The 19,272-nt window shown below is 66.9% G+C and carries 16 protein-coding genes; 11 read left to right on the top strand and 5 right to left on the bottom strand.

The window, feature by feature from the left end; translation table 11 throughout:
• The first annotated feature begins 29 nt into the window (after positions 1 to 29).
• From Q0316_RS11905 to Q0316_RS11880, 6 genes are read left to right on the top strand one after another with little or no spacing between them, the layout of a single operon-like run.
• Positions 30 to 1,052 (top strand): AAA family ATPase, encoded by a 1,023-nt coding sequence (locus Q0316_RS11905; RefSeq protein WP_298672673.1) that lies wholly within the window; start codon positions 30 to 32, stop codon positions 1,050 to 1,052.
• A 1-nt stretch (position 1,053) separates the two neighbouring features.
• A complete protein-coding gene (locus Q0316_RS11900; protein ID WP_298672671.1) occupies positions 1,054 to 1,893 on the top strand; it encodes an XrtA system polysaccharide deacetylase in 840 nt (279 codons plus the stop codon).
• Complete coding sequence (locus Q0316_RS11895) at positions 1,890 to 2,909, top strand: FemAB family XrtA/PEP-CTERM system-associated protein (protein WP_298673071.1); 1,020 nt, start codon at positions 1,890 to 1,892, stop codon at positions 2,907 to 2,909. Before Q0316_RS11900 ends, Q0316_RS11895 begins: the two co-directional genes overlap by 4 nt.
• A complete protein-coding gene (locus Q0316_RS11890; RefSeq protein ID WP_298673069.1) occupies positions 2,906 to 4,072 on the top strand; it encodes a TIGR03087 family PEP-CTERM/XrtA system glycosyltransferase in 1,167 nt (388 codons plus the stop codon). Before Q0316_RS11895 ends, Q0316_RS11890 begins: the two co-directional genes overlap by 4 nt.
• Entirely contained in the window at positions 4,069 to 5,592 is a 1,524-nt protein-coding gene (xrtA, locus tag Q0316_RS11885; RefSeq protein ID WP_298672670.1) for an exosortase A, read from the top strand. The genes Q0316_RS11890 and xrtA overlap by 4 nt, the downstream gene beginning before the upstream one ends.
• Positions 5,592 to 7,484 (top strand): XrtA/PEP-CTERM system amidotransferase, encoded by a 1,893-nt coding sequence (locus Q0316_RS11880; protein ID WP_298672667.1) that lies wholly within the window; start codon positions 5,592 to 5,594, stop codon positions 7,482 to 7,484. The genes xrtA and Q0316_RS11880 overlap by 1 nt, the downstream gene beginning before the upstream one ends.
• 137 nt (positions 7,485 to 7,621) lie before the next feature.
• On the opposite strand, the gene Q0316_RS11875 is transcribed toward Q0316_RS11880, so the two are convergent.
• Positions 7,622 to 8,701 carry a deoxyhypusine synthase gene (locus Q0316_RS11875; protein ID WP_298672666.1) on the bottom strand — a complete coding sequence of 360 codons (1,080 nt, stop codon included), beginning with the start codon at positions 8,699 to 8,701 and terminating at the stop codon, positions 7,622 to 7,624.
• Between the two features lie 107 nt (positions 8,702 to 8,808).
• Positions 8,809 to 10,041, bottom strand: coding sequence for a type III PLP-dependent enzyme (locus tag Q0316_RS11870; protein ID WP_298672665.1), 1,233 nt, complete (start codon positions 10,039 to 10,041; stop codon positions 8,809 to 8,811).
• Between the two features lie 139 nt (positions 10,042 to 10,180).
• On the opposite strand from Q0316_RS11870, the gene Q0316_RS11865 reads away from it, so the two are divergent.
• On the top strand, positions 10,181 to 11,155 hold the full coding sequence (locus Q0316_RS11865) for a threonine/serine dehydratase (RefSeq protein ID WP_298672663.1): 975 nt from the start codon (positions 10,181 to 10,183) through the stop codon (positions 11,153 to 11,155).
• Between the two features lie 68 nt (positions 11,156 to 11,223).
• On the opposite strand, the gene Q0316_RS11860 is transcribed toward Q0316_RS11865, so the two are convergent.
• On the bottom strand, positions 11,224 to 11,391 hold the full coding sequence (locus tag Q0316_RS11860) for a Flp family type IVb pilin (RefSeq protein WP_298672661.1): 168 nt from the start codon (positions 11,389 to 11,391) through the stop codon (positions 11,224 to 11,226).
• 138 nt (positions 11,392 to 11,529) lie between these two features.
• Positions 11,530 to 11,682: a Flp family type IVb pilin gene (locus Q0316_RS11855; protein WP_298673068.1), complete on the bottom strand. Its 153-nt coding sequence runs from the start codon at positions 11,680 to 11,682 to the stop codon at positions 11,530 to 11,532.
• A gap of 93 nt (positions 11,683 to 11,775) precedes the next feature.
• Between Q0316_RS11855 and Q0316_RS11850 the strand changes: the two genes are divergently transcribed.
• The gene (locus Q0316_RS11850) at positions 11,776 to 12,210 is read left to right on the top strand and encodes a (deoxy)nucleoside triphosphate pyrophosphohydrolase (protein WP_298672660.1); all 435 of its coding nucleotides are present in this window, start codon (positions 11,776 to 11,778) and stop codon (positions 12,208 to 12,210) included.
• Here Q0316_RS11850 and Q0316_RS11845 read toward each other — a convergent pair.
• Complete coding sequence (locus Q0316_RS11845; protein ID WP_298672658.1) at positions 12,187 to 13,206, bottom strand: DUF4118 domain-containing protein; 1,020 nt, start codon at positions 13,204 to 13,206, stop codon at positions 12,187 to 12,189. The genes Q0316_RS11850 and Q0316_RS11845 overlap by 24 nt on opposite strands.
• Positions 13,207 to 13,497: 291 nt before the next feature.
• Between Q0316_RS11845 and Q0316_RS11840 the strand changes: the two genes are divergently transcribed.
• Genes Q0316_RS11840 through Q0316_RS11830 form a run of 3 tightly spaced genes read left to right on the top strand, consistent with a single transcriptional unit; the run spans position 13,498 to position 19,267 of the window.
• Positions 13,498 to 14,676 (top strand): efflux RND transporter periplasmic adaptor subunit, encoded by a 1,179-nt coding sequence (locus Q0316_RS11840; protein ID WP_298672656.1) that lies wholly within the window; start codon positions 13,498 to 13,500, stop codon positions 14,674 to 14,676.
• Positions 14,673 to 17,843 carry a CusA/CzcA family heavy metal efflux RND transporter gene (locus tag Q0316_RS11835; protein WP_298672654.1) on the top strand — a complete coding sequence of 1,057 codons (3,171 nt, stop codon included), beginning with the start codon at positions 14,673 to 14,675 and terminating at the stop codon, positions 17,841 to 17,843. The genes Q0316_RS11840 and Q0316_RS11835 overlap by 4 nt, the downstream gene beginning before the upstream one ends.
• Positions 17,840 to 19,267 (top strand): efflux transporter outer membrane subunit, encoded by a 1,428-nt coding sequence (locus tag Q0316_RS11830; RefSeq protein ID WP_298672653.1) that lies wholly within the window; start codon positions 17,840 to 17,842, stop codon positions 19,265 to 19,267. The genes Q0316_RS11835 and Q0316_RS11830 overlap by 4 nt, the downstream gene beginning before the upstream one ends.
• Positions 19,268 to 19,272 lie beyond the last annotated feature (5 nt).

Here is a 19,272-nt window from a genome sequence, read left to right as displayed (position 1 = left end):
GGAGCACGAAAATCAGGGAGCCTCGCAAGATGTATGAGGATCATTTCGGCCTCAGCGAACGGCCGTTCCAGCTCACGCCGGACCCGAAATACTGGTTCGACAGCGCCACGCATCGCAAGGCGATGGCATATCTCGGCTATGGGCTGGCGCAGGGCGAGGGCTTCATCGTCATCACCGGCGATATCGGCGCGGGCAAGACAACGCTGGTCGGCCATCTGACTTCGCGGATCAATCCGGCGGACCTCAACGTCATCTCGCTAGTGTCGAGTGCGATCGAGGCGGACGATCTGTTGCGGATCGTCGCCACCGGGCTTGGCGTTGCCGATGCGCCGCGCAACAAGGCCGAACTGCTCACCGTGATCGAGCGCGGGCTGAACGCGGTGGCGCGCACCGGGCGGCGCACGCTGCTGATCGTAGACGAGGCGCAGGCGCTGGATATCTCCGCGGTCGAGGAACTGCGGATGCTGTCCAATTTCCAGGCCGGCGGGCGGGCGCTCGTCCAGATATTCCTGCTCGGCCAGCCCGAGTTCCGCGAGCGGCTGCACGGCTCGCAAGCGCTGGAGCAATTGCGCCAGCGGGTGATCGCGATCCATCACCTCGATCCGATGGGGGCGGAGGAGATCGCCGAATATGTCGGCCACCGGCTCCAGATCGCCGGATGGCGGGGAAGCCCGGATTTCGCGGACGATGCCTTTCCGTTGCTCCACCAGATTACCGGCGGCGTGCCGCGCCGGGTGAACCAGCTCATGGGACGCGTGATGCTCCACGCCGCGATCCTCGGCGCGACGCTGATCGACGCCGCGCTGATCGAGGAGGTGCAGGCCGATGCGGTTCGCGATCTGCCGACCGCGACACCATCCACCGCGCCGGCGGACGCGATCACGCGCGAGGATGCAGCCGTGCTCGCCCAGCGCATCGCCACGCTGGAAGCGCGGATCGAGGAGCAGGATGCCGCGCTGCGCCGCGTGCTCACCCTGTTGGTTGACTGGGTGGAGAATGAGGTTGGCCCGCCCGCATCCCGGCTGGAGGCGGTGCGCGGCGCCGCTGCCTGACATGGGTGTTATCAACGGCTTGTCGGTCGATATCGAGGAATGGTTTCAGGTCGGCGCGTTCGAGCGGACGATCGCGCGCAGCGACTGGGAGGGCCTGGAATCGCGCGTCGAGCGCAATACGGGCACGGTGCTCGATCTGTTCGCCGAGGCTGGCGTGAAGGCGACGTTCTTCACGCTCGGCTGGGTCGCATCGCGCCATCCCGCGCTGATCCGCCGCATCGTGGCCGAGGGGCATGAGATCGCCAGCCACGGCTGGGATCATGCGCGCGTCTTCACGATGGACGCGGCGATGTTTCGCGACGACCTGCGCCGCACCCGCGCCGCGCTGGAGGATGCGGGCGGCGTCGCCGTCACGGGCTATCGCGCGCCGAGCTTCTCGATCGACGCGCGCACGCCATGGGCGCATCAGGTGCTGGCGGAGGAAGGCTATGCCTATTCCTCCAGCGTCGCGCCCGTAGTGCACGATCATTATGGCTGGCGTGACAGCCCGCGCTACGCATGGCGCCCGCTGGCGGACGCGGCGTTGATCGAATTGCCCGTCACGGTGGCGGAAATCGCCGGGCGGCGGCTGGCGACGGGGGGCGGATTCTTTCGGCTGCTGCCGTCCGCGCTCACCGATTTCGCGGTGCGGCAGGTGAACGGCGAGAAGCAGCCGGCGATCTTCTATTTCCACCCATGGGAGGTCGATCCCGGACAGCCACGGGTCGCGAACGCGCCGATCCGCTCCAGGCTGCGCCATTACAGCCGGCTTGGCGCGATGGCGGGCAAGCTGCGCGGGCTTGTCGCGCGGCATCAATGGGGGCGGATCGACGCGATCGCGACGAACGGCACGGCGCGATGAACGCGGAAGGCGGACTGGCGATCGCGGTGCGCGAGGCGCTGCCGGCGGACGATACGGCGATTGATGCCTTCGTCCGCGCACGGCCCGATGCGACGCCATTCCACCTTCCCGCCTGGAGCCGGGCGGTGGAGCGTGGGTGCGGCCAGCGCGCGCGCTATCTGCTGGCCGAGCGCGGCGGCGCGATCGTCGGCGTGCTGCCGCTGACCGAGATGCGTTCGCGGTTATTCGGCAACGCGCTGGTCTCGGCCGGTTTCGCGGTCGATGGCGGGGCGCTGGGGGAGGGCGGCGAGGCGCTCGCCACCGCCGCTCGCGCGCTTGGGTTGCCTTCGGTCGAACTGCGTGGAGGCGCGGCGCCGCGCGGCTGGGCGACAGACGACGCCACCTATCTCGGCTTCGTTCGCCCGCTCGCGAGCGATGACGAGGCGGAGTTGAAGGCGATCCCGCGCAAGCAGCGTGCCGAGGTGCGCAAGGCGCTGGCGAACGATCTGGAGGTGATGACCGGCGGCGTGGAGCACGCGGGCGAGCATTATGCGGTCTATGCCGAATCGGTCCGCAATCTCGGCACGCCGGTCTTCCCGCGCGCGCTGTTTCGCGCGGTCTTGGAAACGATGGATGCGGACGTGCTGACCGTGCGCCACAAGGGCCGTGCGGTGGCGAGCGTGCTCAGCCTGTATTTCAACGGAACGGTCTATCCCTATTGGGGCGGCGGCACGGCGGCGGCGCGGGCGCTGCGCGCCAACGACCGGATGTATTTCGCGCTGATGGCACATGCGCGGGCGCGCGGCTGCACCCGTTTCGATTTCGGGCGCTCCAAGGCAAGCACGGGCGCGGCGGCGTTCAAGAAGAACTGGGGGTTCGAAGGCGAGCCGCTCGCTTATGCGCGGTGGAGCGAAGGGGCGGCGCGCGAGATAAATCCGCTCAACCCCAAATATGCGCTGATGGTGCGGACGTGGCGGAAACTGCCGCTGCCGATCGCCAATTTCATCGGCCCGTGGATCAGCCGGGGGCTGGGGTGAACGAGATATTGTTCCTCGCGCATCGCGTGCCGTTCCCGCCGGATCGCGGCGACAAGATCCGCAGCTATCATGTGCTGCGCCACCTCGCCGCGCGCGCGCGTGTGCATCTGGTGACGTTCGCGGACGATCCGCGCGATCTGGTGCCGGCGCCGGAATATCGCGCGCTGGTTGACGAATGCGTCGTGGTTCCGCGCACCAAATCGCGCGCGCGTGCCGCGATCGAGGCGCTGGCGACGGCGCAGCCGCTGTCGCTCACCGCCTTCGCGCATCACCGTGTCGCGGCGGCGGTGCGCGATATCCTCGCGCGGCGCCCGATCGACGCGATCTACGTCTTTTCCGGGCAGATGGCGCAATATCTCCCCGTTTCCGGGCCGCGCGCGATCATGGATTTCGTCGATCTCGATTCGGCCAAGTTCGCGGCCTATGCCGGGGATGCGCGTGGGCTGACCCGTTATATGATGCGTCGCGAGGCGCGGCTGCTCTCGGCGTTCGAGCGCGAGGTGGCGGGGCGCGTCGATGCCCGCCTGTTCGTGAGCGCGGCGGAAGCGGCATTGCTCCCCGGCAGCATCGCGATCGAGAACGGCATTGATACCGCGCATTACGATCCCGGCGCGCGGCATGTGCCGGTGGTGGGGCAGGGGCCGCTCATCGTCTTCACCGGGCAGATGGATTACCGCCCGAATATTGATGCGGTGATCTGGTTCGCGCGCGAGATGCTGCCGCGCATCCCCGGCGCCCGCTTCGCGATCGTCGGGCGCGCGCCCACGGCGGAGGTGCGCGCGCTGGCGGGGGAGCGGGTGATCGTCACGGGCGAAGTGGCCGATGTGCGCGGCTGGCTGGCGGCGGCGAGCGTGGTGGTAGCGCCGCTCAAGCTGGCGCGCGGCATTCAGAACAAGGTGCTGGAGGCGATGGCGATGGCGCGCCCGGTCGTCGCATCTGCAGCCGCCGCGGAAGGGATCGACCATGACGGCACGATCCGTGTCGCGGGCGATGCGGATGGGTTTGTCGCCGCCGTCAATGCGCTGCTCGGCGATCGGGATGCTGCCGCTGCGCTCGGCAAGGCGGCGCGCGCACGGGTGATCGCGCGTTATGACTGGGCCGCGGCACTCGCGCCGCTGGACGAGTTGATCGGGATCGCGCCGGCGCCGCGCGTGGCGGCATGACGCTGGCAATGGCCCAAGCGGCGGTGGCCGCACCCGCGAGACGGCAGACGTGGCGGGGATCGCTGATCGCGCTGGCGCTGGTGGCCGCGCTGATCCTCACCGTTTTTCACGACGATCTGTTTCATCTCGTGTCGATCTGGTGGACCAGCACCACCTTCGGCCATTGCCTGTTCATCGGGCCGGTCGTCGCCTGGCTGGTGTGGGTCAGGCGGCGCGAACTGGCCGTGTTGCAGCCGCAGGCGTGGTGGCCGGGGCTGGCGATCGTCGCGCTGGGCGGGTTCGGCTGGCTGCTCGGCGATGCGGCGGGGGTGGCTTTCGCGCGCCAGCTCGGCCTGGTGATGATGCTGCAAGGCGCGGTGGTGACGTTGCTCGGCGCGAATGTGGCGCGCGGGCTGCTGTTTCCATTGTGCTACGCCTTTTTCCTCGTGCCGTTCGGCGAGGCGTTGGAGCCGCCATTGCAGCAGGTGACGGTGGCGATCACGCTGCCGTTGCTCCACCTGTTCGGCGTGCCGGCGGTGGTGGACGGCGTGTTGATCCACGCCGGGCGCTATTATTTCGAGGTGGCGGAGGCGTGTTCGGGCGCGAAGTTCGTCATCGCCATGCTCGCTTATGGCGTGCTGGTCGCGAATGTCTGCTTCGCCTCGTGGCGGCGGCGGGCGGTGTTTCTTGTCGTCAGCCTGATCGTGCCGGTGATCGCCAACGGCATTCGCGCGTTCGGAACGATCTATGCCGCGCATCTCACCTCGATCGAGCGGGCGACCGGGTTCGATCATATCGTCTATGGCTGGCTGTTCTTCGGCGTCGTGATGGCGCTGGTGATGGCGATCGGCTGGCGCTGGTTTGATCGCGCGCCGGATGATCCCGCGTTCGATCCGGCGACATTGGCGCACCCGATCCGTCATCGGCTCGCGCTCCTTCCCGCGGCGGCGCTGGTGCTGGCGACCGCAGGACTGTTCGCCGGATGGAGCGCCGCGATCGCCGCGCGCGCTGCCACGCTGCCGGACCGGATCGCGCTGCCGGAGGTGCCGGGCTGGCATCGCGCCCCGCTCAGCCGGCGCGCGCCATGGCAACCTCATTACCCCGCGGCGGATCATTATCTGTTCGGGCGTTATATGGATGCTGAGGGCCATGCGGTGGATATCGCGATCGCGGTGTTCGCCAGCCAGCGTGAGGGCAAGAAGCTCGCCGCGTTCGGCACCGGGGTGCTGCGCGAGAATGACGTGTGGGTGCGCGTTTCCGACGTACCGGGCCTTTCCGGCGGCAGCGCGATGCGGATCACCGCGCCCGGCCCGGTGGAGCGGATCGTCGCATCATGGTATCGCGCCGGCGGAATCGTAACCGGGGAAGATGTCATCGTGAAATTCGCCACGCTCAGGGCCAGGCTGCTGGGCGGCGATCAGGCGGCGGTCGCGATCCATCTGTCGGCGGAAGGGCGCGACGCGCGTGCCTCGATCGAGCGTTTTCTCGCGGCGCTCGGGCCGATCGGCGGCGTCGCGGATCGCGTGACGGCGGCGCGCTGATGTGCGGCATCGCGGGGCTATATTATCCGGGAACGCCCAAGCCGGTTGATCCGGCGCGCGTGCGCGCGATGGCGGATGTCATGGCGCATCGCGGGCCGGATGGCTCGGGCGTGTGGACCGCGCCGGGCGTTGGCCTTGGGCATCGCCGGCTCTCGATCATCGACGTGGAAGGCTCGCCGCAGCCGATGCACGGCGCTGACGGCGCGCTGTCCATCGTGTTCAACGGCGAGATCTATAATTACCGCGCGCTGCGGCAGGAACTGCGCGCGCGCGGCTGGGCGTTTCACAGCGACGGCGATACCGAGGTGCTGCTCGCGGCATGGGCCGCATGGGGGCCGGCGATGCTCGATCGGCTGATCGGCATGTTCGCCTTCGCGATCCATGATGCGCGGGCGAACACGCTGTTCCTCGCGCGGGACCGGCTGGGGGTGAAGCCGCTCCATTATGTGGAACTGGCCGATGGCGCGCTTGCCTTCGCTTCCGAACTGAAGGGCCTCATCGCGCATCCCCTGCTGCGCCGCGCGCCGGATGTGACAGCGATCGAGGATTATCTGGCATTCGGCTACGTTCCCGACGATGCCTGTATCGTCGCGGGGGTGAAGAAACTCCCCGCCGGTCATTTCCTGCTGGTCGAGCGTGGCAAGCCGGTTCCGGCGCCGCGCCAATGGTGGGACGTGTCCTTCGCCGATCGCGCATCGGGCACGCCCGCCGCGCTGGAGGAGGAACTGCGCGCGCACCTGCGCGAGGCGGTGCGCTCGCGGATGGTGGCGGATGTGCCGCTCGGCGCGTTCCTGTCGGGCGGGGTGGATAGCTCCGCAGTGGTCGCGCTGATGGCGGAGGCGTCGACGCAGGCGGTGAAGACCTGCACGATCGGCTTCACCGCCGCCGGCCATGACGAGCGCGGTTACGCAAGCATCATCGCCGAGCGGTTCGCGACCGATCACCGCGCGCGCATCGTCGATGCGAGCGACTTCGGGTTGATCGACCCGCTCGCTCACGCCTTTGACGAGCCGTTCGCCGATGCCTCCGCGCTTGCGACGCTGCAGGTGTGCGCGCTCGCGCGGGAACAGGTGACGGTCGCGCTCTCCGGTGATGGCGCGGACGAGGCGTTCGCCGGTTATCGCCGCTATCGCTTCCACGCGGCGGAGGAGCGGGTGCGCGGGTTGCTGCCCGCGGGGTTGCGCGCCGGCCTGTTCGGGACGCTGGGGCGCTTCTATCCCAAGGCGGATTGGGCGCCGCGCCCGCTGCGCGCGAAGACCACCTTGCTCGCACTCGCTGGCGACGGGGCGGAGGCCTATGCCCAGGCGGTCGGCGTCACCACGCCCGCGCTGCGCCGACAATTGTTCACCGATGCCGCGCGCCGCGCGCTTGCCGGGCATCGGGCGGAGGATCGCTATGTCGCCGCGATGCGTGACGCGCCGGCGCGCGATGGGCTGGACCGCGCGCAATATGCCGACATGAAGATCTGGCTGCCGGGCGATATCCTCACCAAGAGCGATCGCACCAGCATGGCGGTGAGCCTGGAAGCGCGCGAGCCGTTGCTCGATCACCGCCTGGTCGAATTCGCCGCGCGGCTCCCCGCGTCGATGCGGTTGCGGCATGGCGAGGGGAAATGGCTGATGAAGAAGGCGATGGAGCGCTATCTCCCGCGCGAGATTCTCTATCGCCCGAAGATGGGCTTCGTCACCCCGGTCAGCGCATGGTTTCGCGGGGCGCTGGCCGATCAGGCGGCGGCGCTGGCGAAATCGCGCAGGCTGGGCGATACCGGCTGGTTCGATCTCGATCGGCTCGCGCGGCTCGCCGAGGCGCACCGCACAGGCCGCGAGGAACATGGCCGGACGCTGTGGCAGTTCGTCATGCTGGAAAAGAGCCTGGCGGGGCTGTTCGGCTAAAGCAAAAAACCCCTCCCTGTCGGGGAGGGGCTTCTGGGCCGTCATGGGAGTGAATCCCATGACGTCGGACGCGGCAGGTGGCCGCGCCGGCCGGCCTTTCGCGGTCTCGCGGCCAGCTTGCGCTGGCCGCGTGCCGCTCAGGCGAACAGCTTTGCCCAGCGACGTTCCGGGCGATCCTTCCACAGGCCGCGATGATAGGCGTCCGACGCCAGCAGCGGCATGACCGAGCCGGCCTCGGCGAACACCATCTGTTCGATGCCGGTGTTCACCTTGCCCCAGCTTGCCGCCTCTTGCAGCGTGGAGGAGGAGCAGGCGCCGTCACGCACATCGGCGACGGTGATCTGCACCGCATATTTATGCACCTCGACATCCTCGTGGCCGAGGATCTCCGCGCAGACGACGGTGTCCTGGATGAAGTTCTTCGGCACGCCGCCGCCGATCATCAGCAGGCCGGTGGTGCCCGCCGCGATCTTGATATCGGTCAGTTCGCGGAAATCGGCCACCGCGTCGATCATCAGATAGGGCTTGCCCGCCTTGGCATTGTCCACCTGATGCTTGACGAGGCCGAAGCCCGCCGAGCTGTCCACGAACGCCGGGCAGAAGATCGGCACGTCATGCTCATAAGCGAGCTTGACGAGGCTGTTCTCCTTCTTGCCATGCTCGGCGAGATAGCGGCCCATTTCGCGGATGAACGCGCGCGAGGAATATGCCTTGGGCTCCAGTTCGTTCGCGATCTTGTTGATCGTGAAATCGCAATCCTGAAGCTGTTCCTCGTCGATATAGGTATCGTAGATGCGATCAATGTAGAGCGAGCGCAGCGTGTCATCGTCCGGCACCTCAAGCGCCTGATAATGCTTGTGGCCGAGGCCCTCGAAGAAATCCATGTCAACGATCGTCGCGCCGGTGGCGACCACCACGTCGACCATCTTGTTGCGCACCAGTTCGGCATAGAGATCCATGCAGCCGCCAGCCGAGGTGGAGCCGGCGATTACCAGCACCACGGTGCAATCCTTGTCGCCAAGCATCTGGTTGTAGATGCTGGTGGCGCGGCCGAGATCGCGGCTGGTGAAGCTCATGTCGGCCATCGCATCGACGATCGGGCGCGCGTCAAAGCTCTTGATGTCGATGTGCTTGACCTGCTTCGACAGCAGTTCGGCCTTGCGATTGTCATTGATCGGCGCGTTGGCCGCGGCGGTCTTGGTCAAGGTGTCGGTCATGGGAAACTCCCGCATACGATGCCGTCGTCATTCAAGGGGACGCGGAAACCCCAGGGGCGACGATGCGCGCGGAACGCATCGTCGCCCGAAAGCCTGCCTTGCGGCTATTACAATGTTACGACGTTGTTCGCGACCTCGCGCACGCCATCCATGTAGAGCGAGACCATCGGCTCGTCGGTGACGATGATCGTCTCGTCCGATCCGAAGCCGTTGAACGCGGTGCGCATCGCCGCGCCATAGGCGCCGAGCATCCCGATCTCGATATAATCGCCGGCCTGCACGTCCGCCGGGAGCAGGAACGGGCCTGCCATATGATCGAGATCGTCGCAGGTCGGGCCGTAGAACGAGAAGGGGTGATCGCGCACGGTCGATTCCGGTTCGCGCAACAGCGCGACCGGGAAACGCCAGCCGATATGCGCCGCATCGAACAACGCGCCATAAGCGCCGTCGTTGATGTAAAGCTCGTTGCCGCGACGCTTTTCGACGCGCACCACCACCGAACTATATTCGGCGCAGAGCGCGCGGCCCGGCTCCGCCCACAGTTCGGCCGAATAGCTGACCGGCAGGCTTTCGAACGCGCGGTGGATCGTCTCGAAATAACGCTCCAGCGGGGGCGGTTCCATCCCCGGATAGGAGGAGGGGAAACCCCCGCCGACATCAATCACGTCCACCGTCACCGCCGCATCGACGATCGCGTGGCGCACGCGCTCCATCGCCTCAGCATAGGCGTCCGGCGTCATCGCCTGGCTGCCGACATGGAAGCAGATGCCAAGCGCATCCGCCGCCTGCCGCGCCGCCATCAGCAGCGGCTTTGCCTCATGTGCCGGAACGCCGAACTTCGACGCGAGGCTGAGCTTGGAATGCTCCGACGACACGCGCAGACGGACGCACAGCGTAAGATCGCTGGCGTTGCGGGTGGCGCGGACGATCTTGTCCAGTTCCTCAAGGCTGTCGAGGCTGAACACGCGCACGCCATGCGTGAAATATGCCTCCGCGATCGCTTCCTCGGCCTTCACCGGGTGCATGAAGCAAAGCGTGGCGCCGGGCGCGGCGCGCGCGACGAGCCGCACCTCCGCGATCGAGGCGACATCGAAATGCGTGATGCCGTTTTCGAACAGCGTGGCGATCAGCTCGGGGCTGGGATTCGCCTTCACCGCATACATCGAGCGGCCCGGAAACTTCTCCGAAAAGAAGCGGGCGGCCCGCGCGGCGGCGTGCGGACGGATCAGCGTCACCGGCTGAACCGGCGCCCGCTTCGCAATGTCAATGGCTCCGCCGGCATTGGTGGCGGAAACTATCGAGGGGGCGGCTAGCCCCAGCGCGCTATGATGCTGGTGCAACTCAAGGGACCTCCAATTGCCTTGCGGCGTCGAGCGAAAAAAGCTGCCTTGCGGTTGGAAGTCCCATGGGGCAGCGGATGGGCGAGTTAGGGTCGCTGGCCCTGAATGTAAAGTGGATTCAGATGATGCAGGTTCGACCGTGACAATTGTACGCCAGCCAACCCGTGCCGGGGTGCGCGACGCAGCGGCGAAGATCGCCGCGATCCTCCCGCCGACGCCGTTATTCGTGCATGAAATCAATGGGATTGATGTCGCCTTCAAGGCGGAATCGTTGCAGCCGATCGGGGCGTTCAAGATCCGTGGGGCGTGGCACCGGCTGACCGCTTTGGACGCGGAAGCGCGCGCGCGTGGCGTTGTCGCCTTCTCATCCGGCAATCACGCGCAGGGAATCGCCTGGGCGGCGCGGCGGCTGGGAATCGCGGCGACGATCGTGATGCCTGCCGACGCGCCGCGCGCGAAGCGGGAGGCGACGCTCGCGCTGGGTGCGGAAGTGGTGGCTTACGACCGGGCGACCGGCAGTCGTGAACTGATCGCCGGGCAACTCGCCACGGCGCGCAACGCGACATTGGTGCCCAGTTTCGACGATCCGTGGGTGATCGAAGGGCAGGGAAGCACCGCGATCGAGGCGGCGCGACAGATGGTTGAGGCCGGCCTTGGCGCACCGGCTCACGCGATCGTGCCGTGCGGCGGCGGCGGGCTGGCGGCAGGCATTGCGCTCGCGCTGCCCGAGGCGCGAATCACCATCGTCGAACCCGCCGGGTGGGACGACATGACCCGAAGCCTGGAAGCGAGCTGGATCGAGCCGGTCGGCCCGAATCCGCCGTCCACGGCCTGCGACGCGCTTCAGACGAAGGAGGTGTCCCCGCTGACCTTCGACGTGCTGGCGCGCCGCGATGCGAAGGGCGTTGCCGTAAGCGAGGAAGAAATTGCGACCGCGCAGCGCTGGGCCGCGGAAAACCTGCGACTCGTGGTGGAACCCGGCGGGGCGGTGGCGCTGGCGGCGCTGCTGGCGGGGCGTGTCGCGCCGGAACCCGGCGTGCTGGTGATCCTGTCCGGCGGCAATGTGGATATCGCCGCATACGGGCGTGTGCTTTGCGGCGGTTCCGAAAGCTAGTCTGGTGTACGAAAAAGGGGCGACGAACCGAAGTTCGCCGCCCCTTTTTCGTGTTGAAACGCTGAAGCTTACGAAGACTTCAGGTTCGACGAGACATTGTTGAACGTGGTCGTCAGCTTGCCGCCCAGGTTCGACATCGCGGTGATCGCGGCGACGGCGATGAGCGCGGCGATCAGGCCGTATTCAATCGCGGTGGCGCCCTTGGAATTCTTCAGGAAAGTGCGGATCTTCTGCATATTCGATCTCCAATGCTGGTCCAAAGCTTCAGTCACCCGGCTGAATCGAGGATCCCTCATTCAGCACACGAATCGATAGAATGTTGAGGTTGAGGAATGTTTAAAGCGGGGAAATCTTTGTCGGCATGGCGAAAGAAGTCAGCTTGCCTTCGTCACTTTGGTGCTGACATTGTTCCAGATGTCGGTGGTGGCGGAGGCCACTTCCATCAAGCTGGCGATCATCGCGATCACGATCACGGCGAGGATCAGGCCATATTCGATCGCGGTCGCCCCGCGACGATCACGCCACAGGCTCGTGCGAGCACTGCGTTTGCGTACAGGGCGTGATGGCCACTTTGGCAACATGAGGTAAAGATGGCAGATCAGCCTTAACGAAAAGTCGACATGGCGCCCGGAATCGAACTTTTTCTCGTCGTCGCCGCCGCGCTTGTTGATGAGGCCGGCAGAGTGCTTGTGCAGCAGCGCCCCGAAGGAAAGGCGTTGGCCGGCCTGTGGGAATTCCCCGGCGGCAAGATCGAGCGCGGCGAGACGCCGGAAGCGGCCTTGTGCCGGGAGTTGCGCGAGGAACTGGGCATCACGGTCGCGCCGGCCGATCTTGCGCCGGTGACTTTCGCCAGCGAACCGCGTGGCGAACGACAGATGATCCTGATGCTCTACCGCTGCCGACGCTGGGCGGGATCGCCGCAACCGCTGGAGGCGGCGGCGTTGCGCTGGGAAGATACGGATTCGCTCGCCGCATTGCCGATGCCGTCAGCGGATGTTCCGCTCGCGGCGGCGCTGCGCACGACTGGGGCGTTACGGCGCGTCGTCAGCGATTGATCCGTCATATCTGCCGCTTCCCAGCGGGAAGTGAAGGGTTGCGATCGTTCTCCCTTCGCGGCGCGCAAGCGCGATATCCCCGCCAAGCTGGGAGGCGAGGGCTGCGATCAGCCGTTGCCCCATATGCCCCTCATTCACTGGCGTGGCGGTCAGGCCGATGCCGTCGTCGCTCACGGTCAATTGCATCGCGTCCGGGCGGAACGGGTGTGGCCGCAGGCGCACGGCGACATTGCCGGGGCGATCGTCGGGGTAGGAGTGTTTGGCGATATTGGTCAGCAATTCATTGGTGATGAGCCCGACGATCACGGCCTGAGACAGCGGCACGGCGCATTTGTCCGCTTCGAAACGCAGCGAAATCGGGCGCATGTTGAAGCGCGTCAGCCGCATGTCGTCACATAAATTGCCGAGGAAGGCGCTCAGATCCACCCGCTCGCTGGTCGCCTCGTCGATCCGCAGGCGCTGATAGACCCGACCGAGCACCACCATGCGGGAAACGATGCTGTCGATCGCCGCCGCCGTTTCGGGGGTGCTCGATTGTCGCGCCGTCATCGTCGCGGCGGAAACCAGCATCGAAAGATCATTCGCCAGACGATGCGACAATTCGCGCAGCAGCGCGGTGTAACGCGCCTGTCCGGCTTGCGCGAAACGCAGTTCGCCGGTCAGCAACTCGTGTTCGCGTTTCGCGCGGCCAGCGAACCATGAGACAAGCAGCCCGAGCATCACGGTGGCGATCAGCCCCAGCGCGTTGGTGGGATCGGGCACCGCCAGCCCTTCGCCGGGCAGCGCGAAGGCAAGCGCAATCGCGCCGAACCCGACGCCCGCCAGCCCCGGCCCGCGCCCGCCGACAATGGCGATGACGACAAACGCGAGCGCGATCGAGACGAACAACAGCAAGGGATGCGCGGGCGCGAAATGCAATATCCCGAACGTCACCCCCGCGATCAGCGCCAGCGCCCCGGCGGACAGGATGAGCGAGCGGCTGAGCGATGGCGTCACGGCAGTTTCTCCCACCAGCGTCGACGCGAGTTGATTTCCGGACACGTGCTGATGCGCTTCATTATGCGCCTTCTTGCTTACGCCGGCCTTACTCCACTTCTGTTCCACGCATGGTCACATGGCCGTGGCTGGCGTAATGTCCGTGTAAGCGATGGTGGATAGAGCGCCCGAAATGTGCTCACCATTCGGCGGGCGATAACATCAGTTGATAGCGGGCAGGGCGCTTTGACCGACATATTCGATACTGTTGCGCCTTTGCCGCAGAGCCGCTCGATCAGCCGAAGCGGGCAGATGCGGCTGATCGCGCTCGTGTTCGCCGTGCTGGTCGGGCTGCTGCTGCTCGTCGCGGGCGGGCGCATGTTGTTCGCCACCCACCCGGCGCCGCCGGAAAAATTGCCCGCGGGCGCGTTCAGGCCGACGCCGGAGCAGTTGAAGCAACTCACCATCGCGTCGGTGCGGAGCGGTGCCGATGCGATGCTGGTGCGCGCGAGCGGCGCGATCGCGGTGGACGGCGATCGCAGCACGCCGGTGTTGCTGCCGTTTTCCGGGCAGATCATGGCGGTCTATGTCGAGCCGGGCCAGCGGGTCACGCAGGGGCAGCCGCTGCTCCGCATCGCCTCGCCCGAAATGGTCGATGCGCGCAATGCGCTGCAAGCCGCCACCGCCCAGCGCGCGACAGCGGCGGAGGCGCTGCGCGTCGCGACCGCGAATGCCGCGCGGCAGAAAGCGATTTTCGAAACCGCCGGTGGCGCGCAGAAGGATTATACCCAGGCCGAGGCCGATCGGGTGGCGGCGCAATCCGCGCTGAACACCGCCGAGAGCGCGCTCCGCGCGGCGCAGAACCATCTGGCGATCTTCGGGCGGCGCGGCGACGGGGATGGGCCGGCGGGGCATCCCGCGACGCTCTATCGCGCGCCGGTGGGCGGCCTGATCGCCGATCGCAGCGTCGTGCCGGGCCAGTTCATCACCGCCGGCAGCAGCACGCCGCTGTTGACGATCACCGATCCCTCGCGCGTGTGGCTGATCGCGCAGGTGGCGGAGGGCGATGCCGCATCGGTGCGGGTCGGCGATCAGGTGCGGGTGACGACGCCCGCGTTGCCCGGCCGCACATTCGACGCACGGATCGACAATGTCGGCGCGGCGCTCGATCCGAACAGCCATCGCCTGCCGGTGCGCGCGTCGATCAGCAACCCGGACGGTGCGCTCAAGCCACAGATGTTCGCCTCGTTCACGATCCGGCGGCAGTCGGATGGGGGTAATGCGATCCTCGTGCCCGCGTCCGCGGTGATCCATGAAGGCGATAATGCGCGCGTGTGGATCGAGGGGCGCGACAAGCTGCTCTATGCGCGCACGGTCACCACCGGGCCGAGCGAGGGTGGGCTTACCCGCATCACCAGTGGCCTGAAGCCCGGCGATCGCGTGGTGACGGCGGGCGCGCTGTTCGTGAACGAGGCGGGCCTCGATCAATGAACCGGCTGGTAGAGCTGGCGCTGCGCCAGCGGATGCTCGTGCTGACGCTGCTCGTCGGCCTCATCATGGCCGGCGCGGTCGGCTTCGCGAACCTCAATATCGAGGCTTATCCCGATCCCGTTCCGCCGATGGTGGAAGTGCTGACGCAAAGCAACGGCACGTCCGCCGAGGAGATGGAACGCAACGTCACCACACCGATCGAGGTGGCGATCGCCGGCCTGCCGCATATCAAGGCGGTGCGCTCGATCTCGCTGTTCGGCCTTTCCGACGTGAAGATCCAGTTCAGCTACGACGTGACCTTCCGCGAGGCGGAGCAGCTTGTGCTCGGTCGCCTCTCGCAAATCCCGCCGATGCCGAACGGCGCGCAGCCGACGATTTCGCCGACCAGCCCGATCGGGGAGATCTATCGTTATCGCGTGGTCGGCCCGCCCGGCTATTCGGTGATGGACCTGAAGACATTGCAGGATTGGGTGCTGCAACGCCGCTTCAAGCGGCTGCCCGGCGTGGTTGATGTCACCGGCTGGGGCGGGAAGCTGCGCACTTATGAGGTGCAACTCGATCGCGACCGGCTGATCGCGCACGGCATCACCGTGTCGCAGGTGCTGGCGGCGATCGGCAAGAGCGACGGCAATGTCGGCGGCCAGACCGTGAATTTCGGCGAACAGGCCGCGATCGTGCGCGGGGTGGGGCTGATCCAGTCGGTCGATGCGATCCGCGATACGTTCGTCGGCATGGCGGGCAACGTCCCCGTCCTGCTGCGCGATGTCGGCACGGTGAGGATCGGCAACATGCCGCGCCTCGGCATCGCTGGCGACGGCAAGGACGACGATATCGTCATGGGAATCGTGCTGATGCAGCGCGGGGCCAAGTCGATGCCGGCGATCCGCGCGGTCGAGAAAGAGGTGGAGACGATCAACGCTGGCGGGGTGCTGCCGCCCGGCGTGCGGCTGGAGCGCATCTACGACCGCTCGAACCTGATTAACGTCACCACGCACACCGTGATGCACAATCTCGTCGCCGGCGTGGCGCTGATCTTCATCCTGCAATGGCTGTTCCTCGGCAATCTGCGCAGCGCGCTGATCGTGGCCGTGACGATCCCGTTCGCGCTGTCGGTCGCGGTGCTGGTGCTGATCCTGGAGGGGGAATCCGCCAATCTGCTGTCGCTCGGCGCGCTCGATTTCGGGCTGATTGTCGACGCGGCGGTCATCATGGTGGAAGCGATCTTCCGGCGGATGGTGGAGCGATCGCACGATATCGGCAGCGGCCGCATCCACGCGAGCAACGCCAACCGCTTCTCCGCGATCCTCCACGCCTCCAACGATGTGAGCCGGGGCATCTTCTTCGCCGCCGCGATCATCATCGCGAGCTTCCTGCCGTTGTTCACGCTTACCGGCGTGGAGGGGCATATCTTCGGCCCGATGGCAAAGACCTATGCCTATGCCATCGCGGGCGGGCTGGTCGCGGCGGTTACCGTCGCGCCGGTATTGTCGGCGCTGCTGCTGCCGGACAAGCTGGCCGAGGTGGATACATGGGTGGTCCGTCACCTGAAGCGGCTGGCCGAGCCGGCGGTGTCGTTCGCGCTCGCCAATCGCGTGCTGACGGTGGGCGTCACCAGCCTCGCGCTCGCCACCTCGCTGTTCGCGGTGCGGGCGCTGGGCGTGGAATTCTTGCCGCATCTGGAGGAGGGCAACCTCTATATCCGTGGCACCTTGCCCGCGTCGATCTCGCTTGAGGCGGGGCAGCCGGTGGTCAACGGCATCCGCCGCATCATCGCCGATCGACCGGAGGTGGAGCGCGTGGTTTCCACCCATGGCCGCCCCGATGACGGAACGGACGCCACCGGCTTCTTCAACGCGGAATTCTACGCGCCGCTGAAGCCCGCCGAGGACTGGCCGAAGGGCGCGACCAAGGAGAAGCTCACCGCCGAACTGCAACAGAAATTGCAGGCCAAATACCCCGGCGTCGATTTCGAATTCTCGCAATATATTCAGGACAATGTCGATGAGGCGTCTTCGGGCGTGAAGGGCGCCAATTCTATCAAGGTGTTTGGCAACGATCTGGAAACGCTGGAAAAGATCGCCGCGCAGATCAAGGCGCAGATGGCGCAGGTGCGCGGCATCGCCGATCTTGGCGTATCCAATTCGCTCGGTCAGCCCACCGTCCGCATCGACATAGATCGCGTGGCGGCGGCGCGCTACGGCCTCGCGCCCGACGATATCAACCAGACGATCGCGGCGGCGGTCGGCGGGCAATCCACCGCCAACCTTTATGAGAAGGACACCGATCGCTATTTCCCGATCGTCGTGCGGCTCGATCCCACGCAGCGCAACGATATCGAGGCGCTCAATCGCATCACCGTCGGCGCGCCATCACCCAGCGGCAACGGCATGATCCAGGTGCCGCTATCCGAAGTGGCGAAGATCCGCCTCACGTCGGGCGCGTCGTTCATCTATCGCGAGCATCAGGAACGCTATGTCCCGATCAAGTTCAGCGTGCGTGGCCGCGATCTGGGCAGCACGGTGGACGAGGTGAAGGCGCGGATCGCGAAACATGTCGATCTGCCGCCGGGCTATCACCTCGAATGGGCGGGCGAACTGGGCAATCTCGCCAGCGCGGTGGCGCGCCTTCAGATCGTGGTGCCGATCAGCCTGCTGCTGATCCTCATCCTGCTGTTCGCCAATTTCGGTTCGATCCGCGATACGATGCTGGCATTCAGCGTGATCCCGATGGCGTTGATCGGCGGGGTGCTGGCGCTGGCGCTGACCGGCACGCCGTTCAGCATCTCCGCCGCGATCGGCTTCGTCGCCCTGTTCGGCATCGCGGTGATGGACGGTATCCTCGTCGTTTCCACCTATAACGCCCAGATCAACGAGGGGCTGGCCCGCGACGATGCGATCGCGGTGACGGTGCGCCATTGCCTGCGCCCCGTGGTGATGACCTGTCTTGCCGCCGCGATCGGCCTGCTGCCCGCCGCCGTTTCCTCGGGCATCGGCAGCCAGGTGCAGAAGCCGCTCGCGCTGGTCGTGGTCGGCGGGATGACGCTGGCGCCGATCCTTATCATGATGGTCCTGCCGGTGCTGATCGCGCGCTTTTCCCGCCATACAGGCGGCGTTATTCATCAGGTGCGCCATGACGACGCCGATGAGACGCCGATGGAGCCGGCATGATGCGCGTTCTTTCGATATCCGCGCTGGCCGCACTGCTGGCGGGCTGCACGATCACCCCTGCGCATCCTGGCACGCAGGTGCCGCTCCCGCCCGCGCGCGCATCCGCGACGATCGAGCCCGTCAGCGGCGCGGCGCAGCGGCTTGAGGTCGGTGCCCCCGCGCTCGATCGCTGGTGGCAGGCGTTCGGAAGCGCGAAGCTCGATGCGCTGGTGCAACTGGCGCTCGCGCACAATGAGGATCTGGCGACCGCCGACGCGAACCTCCGGCAGGCGCGGGAACAGGCGCGCGTCACCAGCGGAGCGCAGGGGCCGCAGCTCGATGCGAGCTATCAGGCGGAGCGCACACGCGTTTCGAACGTGCTGTCGCCGCCGCTCAACGATCAGGCGCTCACGCTCTATACGCTCCATACCGCGCAGGTGACGGTGGCCTATCCGCTCGACCTGTTCGGCACGGGGCGCAATGCGGTGCGTTCGGCGCGCGCGGCGGCTGAGGTCGCGGCGCATCGGCTGGATGCGGCGCGGATATCGGCGGTCTCGAATCTCGTCGTCGCGGTGATCGAGCGCGCTGCGCTCGATGCGCAGGTTTCCGCCACGCGCAAGGCGATAGAGGATGATCGCGCGCTCGTCGCAATGCTTGAACGCCGCCGTGTGCTGGGCGAGGTCGGGCTGGTGGACGTTGCCGCGCAGCAGACGGTTCTTGCCAATGTCGAGGCGACGCTGCCGGCGCTGGAGCGGCAACGCGATCATCAGGCAGGCCTGATCCTCACCTTGCTCGGGCGACCGGCGGGATCGGCGCTGCCCGATCTCCCGACGATCGACGATTTGCATCTGCCCACCGATCTGCCGGTTTCGCTGCCCGGTGATATCGTCGCGCATCGACCGGATGTGCGCGCGGCGGAGGCGCAGATGCGCGGCGCCGCAGCGGATGTAGGCGCGGCCATCGCCGCGCGCCTGCCCGCGATCACGCTCAGCGGCGCGGCGGGGGGCTCCTCCACGCGCTTCTTCGACATGTTCGCGAGCGGCAATCCGTTCTTCGCGCTGATCGGCGGGGTTACCCAGCCGCTGTTCCATTCGGGTGAACTGCGCCACAAGCAACGCGCGGCGGAGGCGGCGCTCGATGCCGCCAAGGCGCAATATCGCGCCGCGGCGTTGCAGGCGTTCCTCGATGTGGACGACGCGCTTTCCGGCCTGCGCAACGATGCCGCCGCGCTCGATGCCGCGACCCGCGCGGATGTCGCCGCGAGCCGCACGCTGGCGATGACGCGGCGGCAGATGGAGCTTGGCGCGGTCGGCGCGCTGGCGCTGCGCGGTGCATCGTCGGCGGCATCGCAGGCGTCGGTCCAGCGCATTCAGGCGGTCGCCGCGCGGCTCACCGATACGGTAGCGCTGTTTCAGGCATGTGGCACGCCGGTGACGGCGCGCTGAGGACG

It is taken from the genome of uncultured Sphingomonas sp. (assembly GCF_937871615.1).
Lineage (GTDB): Bacteria > Pseudomonadota > Alphaproteobacteria > Sphingomonadales > Sphingomonadaceae > Sphingomonas.
The sequence above is the reverse complement of the archived record's forward strand: the minus strand, read 5'-3'. Positions and strand labels throughout refer to the sequence as shown.